This is a genomic window from Vitreimonas sp., assembly GCF_036392335.1.
Classification (GTDB): Bacteria; Pseudomonadota; Alphaproteobacteria; order Caulobacterales; family Aquidulcibacteraceae; genus Vitreimonas.
Genome location: NZ_DASVYD010000066.1, coordinates 1 through 19,427 on the forward strand (window position 1 = coordinate 1; position 19,427 = coordinate 19,427).

Here is a 19,427-nt window from a genome sequence, read left to right on the forward strand (position 1 = left end):
CAGGCTGCGTGCAGGTTGAATGCGTATGCCGGCTGGAAACCGGCGGTCCGCTAACGCTCAAGCCGTTGCACCAATTCAGCCGCGAACGTGCTCAGCGTATCGTCTCTTGCGCCCATGACGATGATGCGGTCTCCGGGTTCGGCGAGTTCGATGAGTTTGTCGCCGCAAGCGGTGCGTTCGGCGAACGCGAGCGCTTGGCGGCCGCGCGCGCGCACGCCCGCGACGATGTGTTCGCTGGTGACGCTTCTGTCGACGGTGCCGCCGAAATAGACGGGATCGGGCATGATGAGCACGTCGTCGTCGGCCATGTTCTTGGCGAAGCACTCGATGAATTCGTTTTTCATGAGCTTCAGGGGCCCGTAGCCGTGCGGCTGAAACATAATGAGCAGCCGGCCGGGAAAGGCGTGCAGCGTCGCCAGCGTGGCGGTGATCTTGTCGGGGTTGTGCCCGAAATCATCGATCACGGTGACGTTGTTGGCTTTGCCGACGACCTCTAAGCGGCGCCTGGTGCCGGAGAAGCCTTCGAGCGCGGCTGCGGCCTCTTTCAGCGAAAGACCGTAGGCGCGTGCGGCAGAGAGGGCGGCGAGCGCGTTGGCGACGTTGTGTTCGCCTGGCACGTTGAGCTTCACGCTTGCCGTCGCGCCGCCTTCGCGCTCAAGCACCTCAAACGCTATGCTATCCGGCGCGGGCGTGATCGAGACGCAGTGCAAGTCGGCGAGGCCCGATCGCAGCGCGTAGGTACGGGTGCGGACTTTGGCGTTGATGACGAGCTTGGCGGTTTCGTCATTGTCGAGATTGAGCACGGCGACATCCGCTCTGCTGACGAAGCCAGAGAACAGCGCGCGGAGTTCGTCCATGCTCTTATGGTCGAGCGCGATGTTGTTCACGACGGCGATCGTCGGCTGATAGCGCGCGATCGAGCCGTCGCTTTCGTCGACTTCGGAAACGAACGCGTCGCCACGGCCCACCAGCGCGCTGGCGAAGAGCGCGTCGGGCGTGACGAAGTTCTTCATCACGGCGCCGTTCATCACCGTGGGATCGCGGCCGGCGCGGTGAAGCATCCAGGCGATCATCGCCGTGGTGGTGGATTTGCCACTGGTGCCGGCCACACCAATGCGCACGGGCGCTGCGTTGAAGAGTTCAGCTAGGAGCTCAGGCCGCTTCATGTCACGCGCGCCGAGGCGCTTGGCGGCGACGACATCGCCCACTGTGTCTTCGACGGCGGCGGAGCGGACGAGGATCTGGTCGGCGCTGGTGAGGCCGGAGCCGTCCTGCGGGAAGAGGTCGATGCCTTGGGCTTTCAGATATTCGAACTTCGCGCCCAGGCGGCCTTGGTCGAGCGAACGGTCGGAGCCGGCGACGGTGACGCCCTTGCCGCGCAAAATCAGCGCCAAAGGCAGCATGCCGGAGCCGCCGACGCCGCTGAAGAAATAGGATTTGGCCTGACTCATGGTCGATTGTTATGACGAGAAAGCCCGGCTCCCGGCAAGGACGCGAACACAGAGATGGCTCCCAGCAAACGCATTGGTGTTGTCGCGCCCGGCACGCGCATCGAGCCTGAGCTGGCGGAGCGCGTGAAGGCGCTGGCGGCGGACCTTTATCTGGACCAGGCGCCGGAGATTGTTGTTCACCCGCAATGTTTTCTGAGCGCTGGGCATTTTGCCGGCGACGATGCGGCGCGGCTGAAGGCGTTTGTGGAGTATGCGAACGATCCGTCGCTGGATGCGATCTGGTTTGCGCGCGGCGGCTATGGCGCGTGCCGGATCGCGGAAGCGGCGATCGCGCAATTGAACGAGCACGCGCGCAAGAAAACCTATCTCGGCTACAGCGATGGTGGGGTGCTGTTGGGCGGCTTGTACGCGCACGGCATTGGCCAGGTCGCGCATGGGCCGATGCCGGTGGACATTATCAGGGCAGGCGGGGATGCGGCGGTGCGCCGCTCGCTCGCTTGGCTGATCGAGCGCGCCAATGAATCGCTTGAGCTCACGGTGATGTTCGAGGGCAAGACCGTCGCCTTCAACATCATGATCCTGCAATCGATCCTCGGCACGTCGCTGGAGCCTGATCTGACCGGCCACGTGCTGATGCTCGAAGACGTGGGCGAGTATCTCTATCGGCTAGACCGCGCCCTCTTCCACATCACCTCTTCCGCCAATGTGCGCCGGGTGAGGGGGATTAAATTGGGCCGCATCTCCGACGTGCCGGAGAACGACAAACCGTTCGGCGCGAGCGAAGAAGAAATGGTGCGCTATTGGTGCGAGCGCAGCGGCATCGCGTATCTCGGACGCGCGGACATTGGGCACGATGTCGACAATCGCGTGGTGCCGTTTGGGGCGCTCAATCGCTGAGGGTTAGCGAACCCTCTCCCTTGCGGAGAGGGTGGCCGCGGCATGCGGCGCGCTATCCTAGCTGAGTTAGGCGAACGAATTTTAGTTCTGAAAGCTCGACGCCGACTAGAGGATCGTCGTCAACGGTCCAACCTTCAATTGTTTCGAGATAGCCGTCGCCGTCGGTGTCCCACAGCACAATTCCCAGCCCATGTTCAACGCCCGGCACTTCAAAATGCGCGCCCTTGTGGCTGAGTGGAACGGGAGCGCAGCGTCCCTTGTCCACTGTCACGCTAGTGTAGAAGCCGACACCTGTGTTCTTTCGAGTTACGACCGTTGCTGACGCAATTTGCGCGCGAAATGTCTCGGCTCGGTCGCCAAACAACGGCGCCATAGCCTCAAGCGCCCGACGTTCAAAGTCGGTGAGCGCCGTCATCGCTTCTCAGCCGCCTTCGCCTCGAGCCACAGCGCTTCCATATCGTCCAGCGGCTGGGGGCCGGTGCGGTTTTGTTCGGCGAGTTTGGCTTCGATGTATTGGAAGCGGCGCGTGAACTTCGCGTTGGCGCGGCGCAGCGCTTCTTCGGGATCGACTTTGAGTTTGCGGGCGAGGTTCGCCATCACGAAGAGGATGTCGCCCATTTCTTCGGCGATGTGATCCTGATCGCCGCTGGCTTGCGCGTCTTTCAGTTCGGCCAATTCTTCGTCGAGCTTGGCCAGAACTTCGTTCGGCGTCGGCCAATCGAAATTGATGCGCGCGGCGCGCTTGGTGAGCTTCTCGGCGCGCATGAGGGCGGGGAGGGCCATCGGCACGTCATGCAGGAGCGAGGGCGCGCCCTTGGCTGCGCGCTTCTCGGCCTTCAGCGTTTCCCACGCGACGGTTTGCTGTGCGGCGGTGCGGCCGTCGCCCGCCTCACTAAACACGTGCGGATGGCGCTCTATCATTTTGTCGGCGAGCGCTTGGGCGACGTCAGCGAAATCGAACGCGCCTTGCTCTTCGGCCATGCGGGCGTGGAAGGCGACTTGGAAGAGAAGGTCGCCCAGCTCTTCCTTGAGCGCTGGCATATCCTGGCGCTCGATCGCGTCGGCGACCTCGTAGGCTTCCTCGATCGTGTAAGGCGCGATGGTCGCGAAATTCTGCTCGATGTCCCACGGGCAGCCGCGCTGCGGATCGCGCAAGCGCGCCATCACGTCGAGCATGGCTTGGGTAGAGGCGGCGTTGCGCGCGGCCTTGGCGGCGTCGTTTTCTTCTATCTTTTCAGCTGTTTGGGCTGACATAGCTTTCTCGCATAAGATAGATTATGGGAAGTGCTCGGTGGCTTTGGCGGGGCCGACTCAAAGGGCGAAATCGGCCTGCCAGCCATCGTAGGCTGGTTCGACGCCGGCGGGCAGCTTTGCTTTCAGCGTCTGGTAGTCGAGGTCGATATGCATGTTGGTGAGCACGGAATGCTTGGGCGCTAAGCGCTCGATCCATTCGAGGCTGCGGCCGACATGGGCGTGCGTGGGATGCGGCGTCTCGCGCAGCGCATCGACAATCCAGAGATCGAGACCCGCTAATTCTTCGAACGTGCGCTCGGGCATGGCGACGACGTCGTTGGAATAGCCGATTGGGCCGGCGCGGAAGCCGAGCGAGACGGAGAAGCCGTGGTCCTGCTCCAGCGGCAAAATCTCGAGCTTGCCCCCTGGCCCATCGATCAATACCGGCACGAGCGGCGCCATATGGCCGGCGTCGCGCACGATGGCCGGATAGCCGCCGATCGTTTCGAACGCGTAGCCGAAGCGGCGGAGGAAGGTTTTGCGCGTGGGTTCGTCGATCCAGATGGGAATCTGCCGACGCGCTTTGATGGCGAAGGCGCGGACATCGTCGAAGCCGTTCGTCTGATCGGCGTGGTCGTGGCTGATGAGCACGGCGTCGAGGTGCGCCGGCTTTGCGTCGGCGAGCTGCGTGCGCAGATCTGGCGGCGTGTCGATCAGCACCGTGGTCGCCTCGCCCGCTTCGGCGGGCGCCCCGCTCCATTTCTGCAGCAAGAGCCCGCAGCGCGTGCGGCGGTTCTTCGGTTCGTTGGGATCGCACACGCCCCAATCGCCGGTGGCGCGCGGCACGCCGCCGGAGGAGCCGCAGCCGAGAATGGTGACGCGCAATGTGCCGCTCATGTTGGCCTCGCGACATCTGGGAAGATGGCGAAGAAGTTCTCGGCGAGCAGGGCGCTCCCCTCTTCTTCTCCGATGCCCTTCAATTTGAGCAACGCGGACTGCACGTCAGCGACGTGATGCGGTTCGCAGCGTTGGCCGCGATGCGGCACGGGCGTGAGATAGGGGCAATCGGTTTCAACGATGATGCGGTCGAGCGGCGTCTCAAGCGCTACCGCGCGCACGTCGTTGGCATTCTTGAACGTCATGATGCCCGAGAACGAGATGTAAGCGCCGAGCTTGATGGCGCGGCGCGCGAGTTCGGCGCCGGACGTGTAGCAATGCATCAGGATGCGAAGAGGGCCCTTCGCTGCCTCCTCTTCCAGCAAGTCCCCCATCGCCTGGTCGGCTTCGCGGGTGTGGATGATGAGGGTTTTGCCGAGCGTGCGTGCAGCGGCGGCGTGGACGCGAAACACCTGCACTTGGTCGTCGAACGGGCTGAAGCCGTAATGCTGATCGAGGCCGGTTTCGCCGATGCCGACGATCTTCGGATGGCGGCCGAGTTCGATCAGCTTTTCGGCGGTGAGATCGAGATGATCCTTTGCGTAGTGCGGATGCGCGCCGACGCTGGCGTAAATGTCGGCGTGCGCTTCGGCGATGGCGATGACTTGCGGGAAGTTCTCGATCTTGTCGCAGATCGTGATCATGCGCGCGACGCCAGCCGCGCGCGCGCGTGCGATCACGGCTTCGCGATCTTCCGCGTAGCTTTGGTGGTGCAAGTTGACGTGGCTGTCGATCAGCATGGCGCTTATCTACGTGCGCCGGCGGCGCGATCAAGGATGCCCACCGCACGCGCGAGGGCGTGGCGTGGGTCCATGTCGAGGCCTTCGGCTTCTGAGCGCAGCGTTTCGAGTTGCGACCAGGCTTCGGCCCAGTGCTCGCCGCCCTCTTCTACACCTTTGCCGTGCACCCAATCTTCCGCGATCTCGATGACGGACGCGAGGCGCTCGAACGGTTCGCCACCGAGCTTTTCGTAAAGCTCCGGCAGCGATGCGCCGATGCCGCCGCTTCTGGTGGCGAGGAGCGCTGCTATTTCGCGGCCGCCTTGCGCTTTGAGCGCAATGGCGCGGCCTGGGCGGCCTTTGGCGAGTTGGAAGATCACGCCGTCCGTGTCCGCGCCGGCGGCTTGCTTCATCTGTGCGTCGGTGAGCGTGCGCAGCGTGAGGCGGCGGCAACGCGAGCGGATAGTCGGCAGGATCGCGCCGGGCGCGTGACACACGAGCAGCAACACCGAGCGCGCTGGCGGCTCTTCGAGTGTTTTGAGAATGGCGTTGGCGGCGTTGCGGTTGAGATCGTCCACCGCGTCGATGATGGCGACGCGCATGCCGCCTTCAGATGGCGCCAACGAGAAGAATTGGCCGAGCTCACGCGCTTCATCGATTGTGATTTCGCGACGCGGCTTGCCGCGATCATTGAGGCCGCGACGGAGCACGAAGAGATCGGGATGCGATTGGGCGATGACGCGCCGTGCGATCGGATCTTCGGGATGGGTGTCGAACGGCCGCGCGCCGCCGGTTTTTGCGCCAAGTGCGGCGCGGGCGAAGCGATATGCGAGCGTGGCCTTGCCCATGCCTTTGGGGCCGGTGAGCAACCACGCATGATGCATGCGCCCGCCACGCAGGCCTTCGGCGAGCGCTTGCTCTTCGGCGTTGTGGCCGACGTAGAAGAAGGTCTCGCGCGGATGTGGCGCGTTGGGCTCTTTGTCCGTCTCGGGGGCGGCCTTTTCGGCTTTCACAGCGCACCCCCCGGACCGCCGGCTTCCAGCCGGCACATGCGTTCAAGCGGCAGGCCGTGTGGCCGTTGAAATGACGATGCCGGCTGGAAGCCGGCGGTCCGAAGCGGCGTCATGGGAGACGCTCTTTGATGGCGGTGAGCGCCATCGCAAGCACGACGTCAGCCGGTTGGCTTGCGTCGAGCACAGCGCAGCGTTTGGGTTCGCGCTGCGCGATGGCGAGAAATTCGGCGCGGACCCGGGCGTGGAAATCCGCGCCCTTCTTCTCGAAGCGATCTTCGCCGACACTGGCGCCGCGTGAGCGGCCGACGCCGGCTTTTGGATCGAGATCGAGCACGAGCGTGAGATCGGGCGCTGGCGCTTGGATCATTACGTTGAGCGCGTCGAGCGTCGCCGCATCGAGACCGCCGGCGGCGACTTGATAGGCGCGGGTTGAATCGTAATAGCGGTCAGAGATCACCCAGGCGCCGCGTGCGAGCGCGGGTTTGATGGTTTGCGTCAAATGGTTCAGCCGTGCGGCCGCGAGCAGCAATGCTTCTTCCATCGCACTCCAGCGGTTCGCATCACCTTGCACGAGCAGCGCGCGGATCGCGTCCGCGCCAGGGGCGCCGCCAGGTTCACGGGTGAGTACAATTTCGGCGCGGCCGCCGAGCGCGGCTTGAAGCCCGCGCGCGAGCGTGGATTTGCCGACGCCTTCGCCGCCTTCGAGGGTGATGAATTGGCCTTGCGCCATTGCTCCATCAACCGCCGAACAGGGTCAGGCGCAAGCCCTCCCAGGCGCGAGCGAACCAATTGGCCTTGCCGATGCGGCGGCCGGCGGCGAGCGGAAACTCTTGGGTCTGGAAGTCCGGGCCCTCGATCACGAGGCGCGCCACGACCTGGCCTTCGGCGATCGGCGGCTGCAGCGGGCCGTCATAGACAATAGATGCCGTCAGCGCGCTTTGCACGCCGCGCGGGCCGCCAATGATGATGTTGTTCTGCGCCACAAGCGGCACCGTGCGGCGCGAGCCTAAACGTACTTGCGCCTCACCGACCTCTTCACCTTGCGCGGCGATCTGCGCGACGGAGAAATCGTTGAACGCGGCGCTCATGATGCGGAGAGCCTCGGCGCGGCGCGCGGCCATCGTCTCGAGGCCGTTGAAGACGATGATGCGGCGCTGGCCGTTGACGAGCGCGGAGCCGACGAGGCCGTAGCCGGCGTCGTCCGTATGACCGGTTTTTACCCCGTCGGCGCCGGTGTAAGCGCCGAGCAGCGGATTGCGGTTTTGCTGGGTGCGGTTGTTATGCGTGAACTCACGCTCGGAATAGATGCGATAGAGCTCGGGGTACGTGTTGATCAGATGCCGTGTCAGGCGCGCGAGATCGCTTGAGCTGATGACGTGGTCGGGATCGGGCAGCCCCGTCACATTGCGGAAGCGGGCGCTGGTCAGGCCGAGCGCTTGCGCGCGTTCGTTCATCTGCGTGACGAAGGCTTGCTCGGAGCCGGCGATGCCCTCGGCCAGCACGATGCAGGCGTCGTTGGCCGAGACGATGATGAGGCCACGCAGGAGGTCGCGCACGCTGACTTCTGAATTCAGCTCGAGAAACATGTGCGAGCCGTCCGACATGGCGCCGTGGCGCCACGCGTTTTCACTGACGCGAAAGCGGGTATCGAGCGTGAGCTCGCCCGCCTGCAAGCGCTCGGCGACGAGCAACACTGTCATCAGCTTCGACATCGAAGCCGGCGGCATGGGTGTGTTGCAGTCATCGCAGAAGAGGATCGCGCCGCTGGCGCCGTCCATGATGGTGACGTGGCGCGCGGGCGTGGTGAGGCCGGTTGTTTGCGCGTGCGCTAGGGGCGCGGCGAAAGCCGCAGCAAGCAAAGTCAAAGCGCTGAGTGCGCGTCGCAGCATCATGTTTCCGCCGAATCGTCCGCCCGCTTCTGGGCCTCGGATTGGATCAAACCGAGGCGGCGGGATTACGTCAACAAACCGAGGACTTAGCGCGCAGCGATGACAGTTTCGCCGTAGCCGAGTGAAGCTAAGGTGCGACGCGCGGACTCCGCCTCTTCGCGGCTGTTCCAGGGGCCGACGCGCACCCGGAACAATTCGCCGCCCGAGGCCATCGTGCGCACGTCCACAACCACCGGGCCGGCTTGGCCGACAGCGTCACGCACGCGGTGGGCGTTGCCGAGGTCCGAGAAGGCGCCGACTTGGACGAAGAAATTGCCTTGGGCGGCAGCGGCATAAGACGGGGCCGGACGGCGGACAGGTTCGCCAATCGGCGCGCCGGCGAGGGCGTTATCCCCACTCCCCTGCTCGGGGGTCAGCGAGAGGGGACCCTGGTGGGCGGCGAGGGCGGTGCGAGCAGGGGCCGGCGGCGAGGTGGGGGCGGGGCGGGCGCCCTCCTCCGCATCGACGCGGCGCGGCGCGGGGCCAAGATACCGCACGTGCACGCGGGCTTGGCCGGCTTGGTCGAAGCCGAGCACCTGGGCGGCTCCCTGAGACATATCGATCAGACGCTCGCCCACAAACGGGCCGCGATCGTTGACGCGCACGATCACTTCGCGGCCGTTTTCGAGATTGGTGACTTGCACGAGACTCGGGATCGGCAGCGTCGGGTGCGCGGCTGTGAGCGCTGCGCGGTCGAAGACTTCGCCGCTCGCGGTGCGCTGGCCTTGGAAGTCAGCGCCGTACCAGGAGGCCGTGCCGGTTTGCTCGTAGCCTGGCTCAGGCGTGGGGACATACCAGCGCCCATTGGCTTCATAGGGCGGCCCTACCCGCTCCTGCTCCAGCCATTCCGGGCGCTGCGCGGGCGCCTCTTGTGCGGGAGCGCGTTGAGCCGGCGCGTTTTGCGCAAGCACGTCGTCTTCCTCGTCGGCTTCTTGCGCGACGTTGATCTCGAGCGGCGCGCGTTGGGCGCGCGGGGTGTCGCCTTGCGGCCGACGAATGTCGATCACCGCGCCGGAGCGGCGACGCTCGGTTTGGCCGTAGCCGTAAGAAGTGTCACCGCCACCGGCGAGCGAGGCGGTTTGCATCGGCGCAGCGCCACCCTGACCCGCGAACGTGATCGGCGCGGGATCCGCGTGCGCGACGCCGGCTGCAGCAAGCGCAAGAACGAGAGCGGCGCGAGCGATCGAATTCGAAAACATTGCGACCCTACGAAGATTTGGAGCGCAGTTCTATGCGCACGGCTCTTTAGGCCGCGTAAGCATTTATGCTTTTTTCGGATTAACTACAGCGCGTTAAAGGGCGTGTCGCACTGGACGTCGGCGCCGCCCTTGATCGCCGCGCGGTTCACGCGCCACTGTGCAGGTCAGCGATACGAACGGGGGGGGATATGGGTGCGCAGGATCAGCCGCTGAGACTCTTGGGCGCGCCCGGGTCTCCATACACACGCAAAATGATCGCGCTGTTGCGCTATCGGCGCATTCAACACGCGATCATTTGGGGTGGACACCAGAATCCGCCGCCGGGCCTGCCCAGCCCAAAGGTGAAGCTGCTGCCGACATTCTACTTCCCAACAGCGCGCGGCGAGCTCGAAGCGGTCGTGGATTCAACGCCCATCGTTCGCCGGCTCGAACAGGCCTATGACGGCCGTTCGGCTCTGCCGCATGATCCTATCGTCGCCTATCTGAACGACCTCATCGAAGATTACGCCGATGAATGGCTGACCAAGGCGATGTTTCATTATCGCTGGTTTCACAAGGCCGACCGCGAGAATGCCGGACCATTGCTGATCTATTGGTCGCTGCCAACACTCGCCGACGCCGACGCGGCCCAGTGGGCCTCGGCCATCACCAAGCGTCAGTTCGATCGCCTCTACGTTGTCGGCTCAAACGAGATCACCGCGGAGACAATCGAGCAGAGCTATGCGCGCTTTTTAGACGTGTTCGCGCACTTGGTGGCGCAACGAGGCTATGTGCTTGGCGCGCGCCCGGCGTCAGCCGATTTCGCCATCTATGGACAATTGACGCAATTGGGCGTTGTCGAGCCGACGTCTGCGGCGCTGACAGCGCGATTCCCGCGCGTGCGCGCATGGATCGACCGTATGGAGGACCTGTCCGGTCTTGAACCGCAGGATGAGGATTGGATGACGCCCGACGCGGCGCTTGATGTGTGTGCGCCGCTGCTGGCGGAAATAGGCCGGGTCTATGCGCCGTTTCTCCTCGCCAACGCGGCGGCGGTGCAGGCTGGCGATGCGGAATTCAGCACCGAGATCGACGGTCGCGCCTGGACGCAACCCACCTTCCCCTATCAGGCCAAGTGTCTGCAATGGCTGCGCGAAGGCTATGCCGCACTCGACGGGAGCGCGCGTGGCGCGCTGGGCTCCGCGTTCGAGCGCGCGGGCTTGCTGCGCGCGTTGGGCGGCTAGAGCGCCGCGAGTGCGCGGCTCACCAGCGTGGCCGCGTCGGCGGACGCGACGGTTTCGATATTGAGTTGGCCCTTTAGGCCCGCCGTGCGGTGCACGGCGATGGCGCGCCATTCCTCGGACATGGACATGCGCACCATGGCGGCGCGCTCCGGATACATGGCGATGGCGATTTCATCCCAAAGTTCGTCCGCCTTGCCGAGCGAAAGCAAGCTCACATCCGCGGCGAAGATGGCTTGGCCACCGAATTTGGGCAGTAAGTCCGAAACGGCGCGGCCATAGATCATGTAGGCGTCGCGTCCGCTCAGATCGCAGGCGCGACCGTCTTCATACTCAGCGCGCTCCTTGAACTTGAGCAGATTGACCATGAAAATCGGCCCTTTGGGACCGGGCTGCATCAATTGGCGAATTTGCTCCGGATCACTCGGGTAGACTTCGTTGACGACGTTCATGTCTGCTCCTTGGCGCCCGATGCGCCGCGCGTACGCAATGACAGGATCAAGAACAGCAATGCGAGGCCGGCGACGATCGGACTGGCAAAATGTTCGGGTGGATGATGCGGCGCGCTCGCGCCTTTAAGAAACCAAGCGTCGAGGGCCATCAGCAGGCGTGACAGCAATATGGCCCCGAGCGCCAGCGGCACCAGCGTGCGATAACGCACGGCGATGGCGATAATGAGCAGCGCGAAACTCATCTGCAGCGCGCCGAACCACGCGAAAACGGAGATGATGGCGCGCGCATTGTGCGTCAGATCTATGCCCGCGATGACGCCGGCTCCGCCGTCGGGCAAAAAGTAATGGATCGCACCGGCGGCCAATTCGAGGAGACCGGCGAGCAGGGTGAACCAAACGGCGCTCGCGGCGCCGCGATAGCTGGAATTAGTCGACGGCGCCAAAACCATGGCCCATCCTCCCCTCGCGCCGCCTCCCTTATCGACCAGGCGACGCCTATTGGCACTAGTCGTGCCATAATCTCGGGAAGCGCGTCAATGCGCGGCGCGAACCGGCGCGGGCGGCGCTTCGACCGCCGGCAGCACGACAACGAATGCGGCGCCTCCGTCGGTTTCGGCCAGTTCGATATCCCCCCCATGCGCGCGCAGCAACGCGCGGACGATGCCCAGGCCCATGCCGGTGCCGCCTTCAGCGCGCCGCGTCGTGAAGAACGGATCGAAGATTTGCTCGCGATTGCCGGGCGACACGCCAACACCATCGTCAGTGACGCGGATCAACAGCGTGTCGCCCTGCGTCTGGGCGGAGATTTGCACGCGCTTGGCGCCGTGGCGGGTAGAATTGTCGAGCAGATGACCGAAGACGATCTGCGCGTTCTCCAGGGAGAGGCTGAGCGTTTGGTGTTCGCCGTCCACCACTATGTCGAGGGCGGCAAATCGTTCGCGCAGCACCGCGGCAAGGTCGCCAAGGCGCACCGCGCCGCCGATCTGCGGGTTTTCCGCGCGCGCCATTTCGCGCAGCCGATCAAGCAAAGCGCTGATGCGGCTGACATCCGCCAGCACGTTGGAGAGGAATCGCTCGCGCTCTTCCTGCGTCATGCTGGTGTCGGCGTCGCGCATCAATTCGGCGGCGCCTTTGATGGCTGTCAGCGGTGTCTTGAGTTCGTGTGACACGTGGCTGGCGAAAGTCGAAAGATAGGTGGAGCGATCCGAGAGCCTGCGCGCCATGCTCATGAAGCTCTGCGTCAAGCTCGCCAGTTCGCGCGTACCGTGGCGACTGAGTGGTCCAATCGCTTCCGTCTGGCCTTTGGTGATCGCCTCGGCGCGCTGCGCCAATTCACGCATCGGCCGCGCGATGGTGCGCACAAACACCGCGCCAATGGCTAGCGCAGCCAACAATGCGGCGATAGCCGCGGCGGCGACCTTGTCCCGCTCACGATAGAGATTGCGCAGAATGTTGTCCGGCGTGCGCGAGACATAGACGACGCCGCGAAGCTGATCATTCACAAAGACGGGAAAAGCGACGAACACGCGGATCTTGGCGCCACGGCTGATCGAATAGAGCGGCGGCGGAGGCGAATCGTCGTCGCGCATGCGCATGACGGCGCTGAAGCGACCCTGCAGTGCGTCGCGCACTTCTTCCATATGCGCGAACGACTGTCCGATGTCGCCGCGGCCGCCGACGACACGGCCGTCGGCGTCGAGCAGACGAAATCCCGTCAGCGTCGTGCGTTGGGTTTGCTCGATCAACGGCGTGAGTTCAGCGCCGATGCGCAAAGCTTCGGCGCTGGGGGGCGACACGGCGATTTGCGCGTTCGGACGCGGCCCCAGAATGCGCGAAGAGGCGAGATCGAGCTTGGGCAGGATCGGCGCGTAACGTTCGTCGATCTCGACGGCGGGATCATGAAGCGGACGATCGACGCCGATAGGAAAGGCGTCGTCGGGGGCTTGGGCGATCGCGCTTTGATAAACGGCCGCCATCAGCGCCCCCTGAGCGATCAACTCGCTCTCAGTCTGGCGCACGAGTTGGTTTTCGTAGAGCCGGAAGAAGATCAGCCCGATCAGCGGCAGGACCAAGACCGACAGGATCACGGCCGCCGTGATCATGCCAATGCTGGGGCGCCACTTGTCCGGTTGCACGTCAGTTCACATCGCCGAGGCGGAAGCCGATGCTGTGCACGGTCTCGATGATCGCTTCGCATCCGGCGGCGGCGAATTTGGCCCTGACGTTTCGAATGTGGCTGTCAATCGTGCGGTCCGAGACGTGCACATTGCCGGGATAGGCACTCTCCATGATCTGATCGCGACTGAAGACAATGCCGGGGCGCGAGGCGAGTAGGCGCAGGATTGAGAACTCAAGCGCCGTGAGCGGGACCGCGGCGCCCGCGTAGCGCACGTCGAACCGCTCCGCGTCGAGCTTGAGGCGGCCACGTTCGATTTGCGTCTGCCCTTTGGTCTCGGCCGCCGGCTGCGTCTTGACGCGTTTCAGGATCGCACCCACGCGCGCCACCAATTCACGCGGGCTGAACGGCTTGGTGACGTAATCGTCGCCGCCAAGCTCCAGACCCAGCACACGATCGATCTCGTCGCTGCGCGCGGAGAGGAAGAGGATCGGCACATCGCTCGTCTTGCGTACGCGGCGACAGACTTCCAGCCCATCAAGTTCCGGCATGCCGATGTCGAGCACGATGAGATCGGCCGGCGTTCGTTCGAATTGCGCCAGAGCATCCGCGCCATCCTGCGCGACGGCGACATCCATCCCTGCCTTCTCCAGCGCGAAGCAGATGACGTCGCGAATGTGTGGATCGTCATCGACGACGAGGATGCGATGGCTCATGGAAAGTCCCGTCCCGACCATAGCGGCATAAGCCGGCGCCGTCAGCGTTCTGGCGTTAGAAGATGTCGTCAAAACGGCGTGGCGCGGTTGAGGCGGGCGCGCGCGCCGGCGTTTGGCGCACAGGCTCCGGACGCCGGGCGGGCTGGAGGACGGTCGGATTGGGCTTGGCGGCGGCAATGATGGCTTGCCCGCTCATTGGCCCCGGGGAACGCGTGTCTCTGCTCATGCCACCGAGCATGGACCCGCCTCATGCAAAGCGCCGCCATCCGCTTCTGCAAACGTTCAGGGGAGTTGGTGCAGATTCTGTGCAGATGGATCCGGTGCGGCCTGGCCGCCCCTTTCAGCCGCCCAACCAGCGCCTTAGCACCTCCTCGGTGTCCTGCCCCACGACCCGCGGCGCGGCGCGCCGCACCCGTCCGGGGCTCGCTGACAGCCTGGGGAAAACGCCCTGCATCGTGGTCGGGCCAAGCACTGGGTCGTCGACAGTAACCAGTGCGCCGCGTGCGGCGAAGTGCGGATCGGCAAGCATATCCTCGGCGTCGTAAATCCGCCCCGCGGGGACGGATGCGTCGATCATCTTGGCCTCCAGTTCGCGCACGGTGAGGGTTGAGGTCCAGGCCGCGATCTCGCCGTCCAATTCTTCCATATGGGCGCTGCGCGCGAGGTGCGTAGCGTAGCGCGCGTCCTGTGCGAGTTCGGGCCGCCCCATGGCCGCGCAGAGTCGGACAAAGACGGCGTCTTGATTGGCGCCGATCAGATATTCGCCGTCCCTGCAAGGATAGACGTTCGATGGGGCCACGCCGGCGATGGTGGAGCCGCTGCGTTTGCGCTTCCAACCATTCACCTGGAATTCCGGCACCATCGATTCCATGACCTGCAGCACGGATTCGTAGAGCGCGGTATCGACGATCTGGCCGCGCCCGGTCTGATGGCGATGATGCAGCGCGGCGAGCGCGCCCATGCAGCCATACGTGGCCGCCAGCGAGTCACCGATCGACACCCCCATGCGCGCCGGCGGTTGATCGGGATAGCCGACTATGCCGCGCCAACCGCCCATCGCTTCGCCAATGCCGCCGAATCCGGCGCGCTGCGCATAAGGACCGTCTTGGCCGTACCCGGAAATGCGCACGACAATCAGCTTCGGGTTGGCGGCGCACAAGTCCCTCGGATCGAGACGCCAACGTTCGAGCGTGCCAGGGCGAAAATTCTCGATCAGGATGTCGGCCACGTTGATGAGCTGGCGCGCGGTCTCCTGCCCTTCCGCGGAACGTAGATCGAGCGCAACGGAATATTTGTTGCGCGCGATCACGCGCCAAGCCGTTGGCGTGCCGCCCTGGCCCCAATTGCGCATCGGATCGCCTTCGCCGGGGGGTTCGATCTTTGCCACCTCGGCGCCCATGTCGCCCAGCAATTGCCCGCAGAATGGGCCGGCGATCAATTGCCCCATTTCGACAACGCGCAAACCTGCGAGTGGTCCGACGGAAGCCTCCAGCGACATCAATCAAAGCCCCGCGCATCAAGCCATCCGCCGATCGCGCCGACGGCTTTGGGCAACAGATCGCGGCGCTCGATGTAATAATGATCCGCGTCCTTGATATGCACGATTTCCTTGTCCGCCGAACCGAGCGCGGCGAACAAGCGTGCGGCGTGGCTGGGTGTGCAGGCGAGATCGGCGGTATTGTTCACGACCAGCGCCGGACATGAAATACGCGCGGCGTTGCGTTCACCGTGCGCACGGCTCTCGTCGTAGCTCCATTGCGATAGCCACGAGCGTAAGGTGGTGAAGCGCCCAAGGCCGACGGGGCCATCGTTGGCGATCTTGGGATCGCCCAGATAACAAATGTAGGGCTTGCGATCAGACGGGTCTTGGGTCGGATCGGTCCAGCGCACGTCACACATCGTGCCTTGGACGACGAAACACCGTTCCGCATCCGGGTCGCCGCTCGCTCTCAGACGCTGCAGCTCTGCTTTGACCCACGCCGTGATGCGCCGGTTGCGTGCGATCTGTGCTTCACGGAAGCGCTCGACAAACTCGGGCGCGTACGGCGCGCGCGCCGGACAGTCCGGATCGTAGATGTTGAGGGCGCGATCGCGCTCGAAAGGCCGCGTCTCGTCCAGAATCGAGGGATCAAGCCATTCCGTCATCGTCGCCGACCGGCTGACATGGGCGGCCAGCAGCATGACGGCGTCAGCGGGCTGCAGCTTGGCGTCGCGAAGACCGACGTAGTCGCCCGCAGGCGTCTCATCGACGGTCGGCCGCTCGGCCTGATCCTGATAATAGAGCGATAGGGAGCCGCCGCCGGACCAGCCGCCGAGCACGACCCTCTCATAGCCGAAACGTTGCTTCAGGTCGGCGACGCAGGCGCCAAGATCAAGCAGACACTTCTCCATGATGAGTGCGGTGTCGTTGCCGCGATAACGGGGGTTGCAATAGACCACGTGCCGCCCTGCCGCGGCGAGCGCGCTAACAAGCGGCAAAAACGAGCCGCCGCCAATCGGGTGCGAAAACAGAATTGCGGTCTTGGAGTCGCCGGCGGCGGGACGGATGCGCATGCACTCGACGAACACCTGGCCGGAGGGCCCGCCATAGACTTCCTTGAGCCGGCTGGCGTCGGCATGGACAAAGCCATAGGGCTCGCGAACCACGCTCGTCATCGCCCTCTCCTTCCGTCAGTGTTGCGTGCGGACAGCTTTGCCGGCACCCTTGCATTCCGATCTGGGGCCCACGCCGTCACGGAAAGCAACAGCAAACAAGGAGACCGCCGTGACTCAACCGAATGGCATCCATCACGTCGCGTTCATGGCGGCCGACATCAAGAAGCATATCGCCTTCTTTTCCGAAGTCGTCGGCTGCCCGCTTGTAGCGTTGTTCGACATGCACGGCGTGCCGGGCGGCCTGCACGCGTTCCTGCGCCTGAACGAGGCGAGCTATTTCTCGATCGTGCAATTGCCGGACGTCGATAAGATTCCAATCCAGCTCGGCGTTACGCACGCTGGGCGCGGCGAGAAGCCGTGCGCGGCTGGCGCGCTACAGCACATCGCGTTTGGCGTCGCCAACGAGGAGGAACTGATCGCGATGCGCGACCGCATTCGCGGCAACGGGGTCAATGTGATTGGCCCACTCGATCACGGATTCTGCAAATCGATCTATTTCGCGGGACCCGACAGCATGACGCTGGAAGTGGCGACGCCGGTGCGCGGTTCGATCAACCCTGACCGTTGGATCGATCCTGCAGTGCTGGCCCGCGCCGGCATCTCATCCGAAGAAGCCGCGCGATACAGAACCCCCGCGCCTTACACGGGTCCCAGTCCCGCGCCGCAACCGGCCTACGATCCGACCAAGCCGCACATGCCGTATCCGCTTGAGCAATATAAGCAGATGCTGGCCACGCCGGACGAGATCATCACTAAACTCGCCTCGTATAGCGAACCGCCTGTCTCGGCGTAGCGGTTCTCAGCGCACGAACGACGTCAATTGCACGTCCGAATACGCCGCGGCCACGCCAGGAAATCCGTTCTGCAAGGCAAAGGTCGCGCCGACAACAACGACGCCAACTAAACACACGATCGCGAGAACTTCCGCGACGCCTGTTCGCGAAGACAAACGCTCCATCACGCCTCCTCCGGCGTTAGGGTTTCCGCCCATATGCCCACGCCTCTAGCGGGCGCGGTTGGAGCGAAGTGCAACATGAGGTTCGCGCACCGTCAAGAATGACGGTGCGGCAAGTTGGCAAAATGGCGATGCTGCAGCGCACCAAGTGTAAGCATGCGCAGCATCGCATTGCCGACGCCGCGCGGCTCCTTTAGCCATACTCAAAAAACACCCATGGGAGGCGGCGCTTTGTATTATAAAGAACTCAAGCGCGCGTGCGCGGACCTCACCGCGCCGGGCGCGCCGTTCGAGGTCGTCGAGGCGCCGGTGCGTGGGCAAAACCTGCGCGCGTATAAGAATGCGCCGCCCGATCTGCGCGCCTTCTGGCTCTCCTCCGCTGCGTTTGGCGCGAATGAGTATCTCGTGTTCGAGAACGACCGCCTCACTTACGCGCAGGCGCACGCACAGACCGCGTCGTTCGCCGCTTGGCTTGTGGCGCAGGGCGTCAAACGCGGCGACCGCGTCGCCATCGCCATGCGCAATTATCCGGAATGGCTGCTGACCTATTGGGCCTGCGTGTCGATCGGCGTGGCGGCGGTCGGTTTCAATGCTTGGTGGGTCGCCGAGGAGCTCGCCTATGCGATCAAGGACAGCGCGCCAAAGGTGATCGTGTGCGACCAGGAGCGTTTCGATCGGTTGCCGGCGGACGTCAGTCAGTCGGCAAAAATCGTGCTCGTGCGCGCAGCAGCGCCTGGGGTCACGACGTGGAACGAGATCGTCGCCACGCCTGCGGCAATGCCGGACGCACAGATTGATCCTGACGACGACGCGTGCATTTTCTACACCTCAGGCACCACAGGTCACCCGAAGGGCGCGCAGCTCACGCACCGCGGCTGCATCAACAATCTGATGAGCGTGCTCTTCTCCGGCGCCGCGCAGGCGCTCGCGGTGCAATACGCCACCAATGCCGAACCCGTCGCGCCGCCGACTCCGGTTGCGATCGCGACCACGCCGCTCTTCCACGTCACGGCAAACAATTGCGTCGCTTACCCGATCACAGCCCAAGGCGGGAAAATCGTGCTCATGCACAAGTGGGACGCCACCGAGGCGCTGAAGCTCATCGAACGAGAGCGGGCGACGGCGCTGTCAGGCGTGCCCACCATGGCGCGGGAATTGGTGACCCATCCCGATTACGCCAAGTATGATACGTCGAGCCTGCTCACCATGGGCGGCGGCGGCGCACCCTTGCAGCCGGACCTCGTCGCTAAGATCGAGACCCAGCCAGGCGGGCGTCGTCCGAACACGGGCTACGGCCTCACAGAGACTTGCGGGATCATCACGTCCGTCGCGGGAGATTTCTTCGTCGGCAAACCGGCGAGCTGCGGAATGATCATGCCGAACTTCGAGGCCAAGGCCGTCGATGAGAACGGACGCGCAGTGCCGCTGGGAGAACTGGGCGAACTGTGGGTGCGCGGCGCGCAAGTGGTGAAAGGCTATCTCAATCGCCCGGAAGCCACGGCGGAGGCCATCACCGACGGTTGGTTTCACACCGGCGACATCGTTCGTATCGACGAAGACAATTTCGTCTACATCGTCGACCGCAAGAAGGACATGGTGCTGCGCGGCGGCGAGAACGTCTATTGCGCCGAGGTCGAAGCCGCTCTCTATCGCCACCCAGCGGTCGCCGAGTGCGTGACCTTCGGCGTGCCTGATGATCGGCTGGGCGAGGAAGTCGCGGCCGCCATCGTGCTTCGCGCGGGCGAGAGCGCCAGCGCCGACGAGCTACGCGCCGAAGCGGCGCGTCACATCGCAAAGCACAAGCTGCCGCGCTATGTGTGGCTGCTGCAGGATCCTCTCCCCCGTAACGCCAACGGCAAATTCCTCAAGCGGGAGCTCCGTCAGAGCTTGGCGCTGGCCGACGCGCACTGAACGCCAGTTTCGTCTGCGGCGACGCG

At 64.3% G+C, this 19,427-nt stretch carries 20 protein-coding genes; 4 read left to right on the top strand and 16 right to left on the bottom strand.

Annotation, left to right across the window (positions count from 1 at the left end; all coding sequences use genetic code 11):
• Positions 1-50 precede the first annotated feature (50 nt).
• Positions 51-1,451: a UDP-N-acetylmuramate--L-alanine ligase gene (locus VF769_RS14985; protein ID WP_331009233.1), complete on the bottom strand. Its 1,401-nt coding sequence runs from the start codon at positions 1,449-1,451 to the stop codon at positions 51-53.
• Positions 1,452-1,505: 54 nt separating this feature from the next.
• Between VF769_RS14985 and VF769_RS14990 the strand changes: the two genes are divergently transcribed.
• Positions 1,506-2,348 carry an LD-carboxypeptidase gene (locus VF769_RS14990; RefSeq protein WP_331009234.1) on the top strand — a complete coding sequence of 281 codons (843 nt, stop codon included), beginning with the start codon at positions 1,506-1,508 and terminating at the stop codon, positions 2,346-2,348.
• A 52-nt stretch (positions 2,349-2,400) separates the two neighbouring features.
• On the opposite strand, the gene VF769_RS14995 is transcribed toward VF769_RS14990, so the two are convergent.
• The 8 genes from VF769_RS14995 to VF769_RS15030 form a co-directional block, all read right to left on the bottom strand.
• Positions 2,401-2,763: a hypothetical protein gene (locus tag VF769_RS14995; protein ID WP_331009235.1), complete on the bottom strand. Its 363-nt coding sequence runs from the start codon at positions 2,761-2,763 to the stop codon at positions 2,401-2,403.
• Complete coding sequence (gene mazG, locus VF769_RS15000) at positions 2,760-3,524, bottom strand: nucleoside triphosphate pyrophosphohydrolase (RefSeq protein WP_349258156.1); 765 nt, start codon at positions 3,522-3,524, stop codon at positions 2,760-2,762. The genes VF769_RS14995 and mazG overlap by 4 nt, the downstream gene beginning before the upstream one ends.
• A gap of 135 nt (positions 3,525-3,659) precedes the next feature.
• Entirely contained in the window at positions 3,660-4,478 is an 819-nt protein-coding gene (locus VF769_RS15005) for an MBL fold metallo-hydrolase (RefSeq protein WP_331009237.1), read from the bottom strand.
• Positions 4,475-5,257 carry a TatD family hydrolase gene (locus tag VF769_RS15010; protein WP_331009238.1) on the bottom strand — a complete coding sequence of 261 codons (783 nt, stop codon included), beginning with the start codon at positions 5,255-5,257 and terminating at the stop codon, positions 4,475-4,477. Before VF769_RS15010 ends, VF769_RS15005 begins: the two co-directional genes overlap by 4 nt.
• Before the next feature lie 5 nt (positions 5,258-5,262).
• Positions 5,263-6,249 (bottom strand): DNA polymerase III subunit delta', encoded by a 987-nt coding sequence (locus tag VF769_RS15015; protein WP_331009239.1) that lies wholly within the window; start codon positions 6,247-6,249, stop codon positions 5,263-5,265.
• 109 nt (positions 6,250-6,358) lie between these two features.
• Positions 6,359-6,979, bottom strand: a complete 621-nt coding sequence (gene tmk / locus VF769_RS15020; RefSeq protein ID WP_331009240.1) for a dTMP kinase — start codon at positions 6,977-6,979, stop codon at positions 6,359-6,361.
• Between the two features lie 7 nt (positions 6,980-6,986).
• Positions 6,987-8,141: a D-alanyl-D-alanine carboxypeptidase family protein gene (locus VF769_RS15025; RefSeq protein ID WP_331009241.1), complete on the bottom strand. Its 1,155-nt coding sequence runs from the start codon at positions 8,139-8,141 to the stop codon at positions 6,987-6,989.
• Positions 8,142-8,224: 83 nt separating this feature from the next.
• A complete protein-coding gene (locus VF769_RS15030) occupies positions 8,225-9,376 on the bottom strand; it encodes a septal ring lytic transglycosylase RlpA family protein (RefSeq protein ID WP_331009242.1) in 1,152 nt (383 codons plus the stop codon).
• Positions 9,377-9,564: 188 nt separating this feature from the next.
• On the opposite strand from VF769_RS15030, the gene VF769_RS15035 reads away from it, so the two are divergent.
• On the top strand, positions 9,565-10,599 hold the full coding sequence (locus VF769_RS15035; protein ID WP_331009243.1) for a glutathione S-transferase N-terminal domain-containing protein: 1,035 nt from the start codon (positions 9,565-9,567) through the stop codon (positions 10,597-10,599).
• Here the strand turns inward: VF769_RS15035 and VF769_RS15040 are convergent.
• The 6 genes from VF769_RS15040 to VF769_RS15065 all read right to left on the bottom strand — a co-directional run bounded on the left by VF769_RS15040 (position 10,596) and on the right by VF769_RS15065 (position 16,535).
• On the bottom strand, positions 10,596-11,048 hold the full coding sequence (locus VF769_RS15040) for a DUF1330 domain-containing protein (RefSeq protein WP_331009244.1): 453 nt from the start codon (positions 11,046-11,048) through the stop codon (positions 10,596-10,598). The genes VF769_RS15035 and VF769_RS15040 overlap by 4 nt on opposite strands.
• On the bottom strand, positions 11,045-11,497 hold the full coding sequence (locus tag VF769_RS15045; protein ID WP_331009245.1) for a hypothetical protein: 453 nt from the start codon (positions 11,495-11,497) through the stop codon (positions 11,045-11,047). Before VF769_RS15045 ends, VF769_RS15040 begins: the two co-directional genes overlap by 4 nt.
• 84 nt (positions 11,498-11,581) lie before the next feature.
• On the bottom strand, positions 11,582-13,183 hold the full coding sequence (locus tag VF769_RS15050) for a HAMP domain-containing sensor histidine kinase (protein WP_331009246.1): 1,602 nt from the start codon (positions 13,181-13,183) through the stop codon (positions 11,582-11,584).
• 1 nt (position 13,184) lies between these two features.
• A complete protein-coding gene (locus tag VF769_RS15055; RefSeq protein ID WP_331009247.1) occupies positions 13,185-13,880 on the bottom strand; it encodes a response regulator transcription factor in 696 nt (231 codons plus the stop codon).
• A 340-nt stretch (positions 13,881-14,220) separates the two neighbouring features.
• Entirely contained in the window at positions 14,221-15,378 is a 1,158-nt protein-coding gene (locus tag VF769_RS15060; protein ID WP_331009248.1) for a CoA transferase, read from the bottom strand.
• A complete protein-coding gene (locus VF769_RS15065) occupies positions 15,378-16,535 on the bottom strand; it encodes a hypothetical protein (protein WP_331009249.1) in 1,158 nt (385 codons plus the stop codon). Before VF769_RS15065 ends, VF769_RS15060 begins: the two co-directional genes overlap by 1 nt.
• Before the next feature lie 109 nt (positions 16,536-16,644).
• Between VF769_RS15065 and VF769_RS15070 the strand changes: the two genes are divergently transcribed.
• Positions 16,645-17,328, top strand: a complete 684-nt coding sequence (locus VF769_RS15070) for a VOC family protein (protein ID WP_331009250.1) — start codon at positions 16,645-16,647, stop codon at positions 17,326-17,328.
• A 6-nt stretch (positions 17,329-17,334) separates the two neighbouring features.
• Here the strand turns inward: VF769_RS15070 and VF769_RS15075 are convergent, their stop codons facing one another.
• Entirely contained in the window at positions 17,335-17,493 is a 159-nt protein-coding gene (locus tag VF769_RS15075; RefSeq protein ID WP_331009251.1) for a hypothetical protein, read from the bottom strand.
• Between the two features lie 228 nt (positions 17,494-17,721).
• Between VF769_RS15075 and VF769_RS15080 the strand changes: the two genes are divergently transcribed.
• Positions 17,722-19,401, top strand: coding sequence for a class I adenylate-forming enzyme family protein (locus VF769_RS15080; protein WP_331009252.1), 1,680 nt, complete (start codon positions 17,722-17,724; stop codon positions 19,399-19,401).
• The last annotated feature ends 26 nt before the right edge of the window (positions 19,402-19,427 follow it).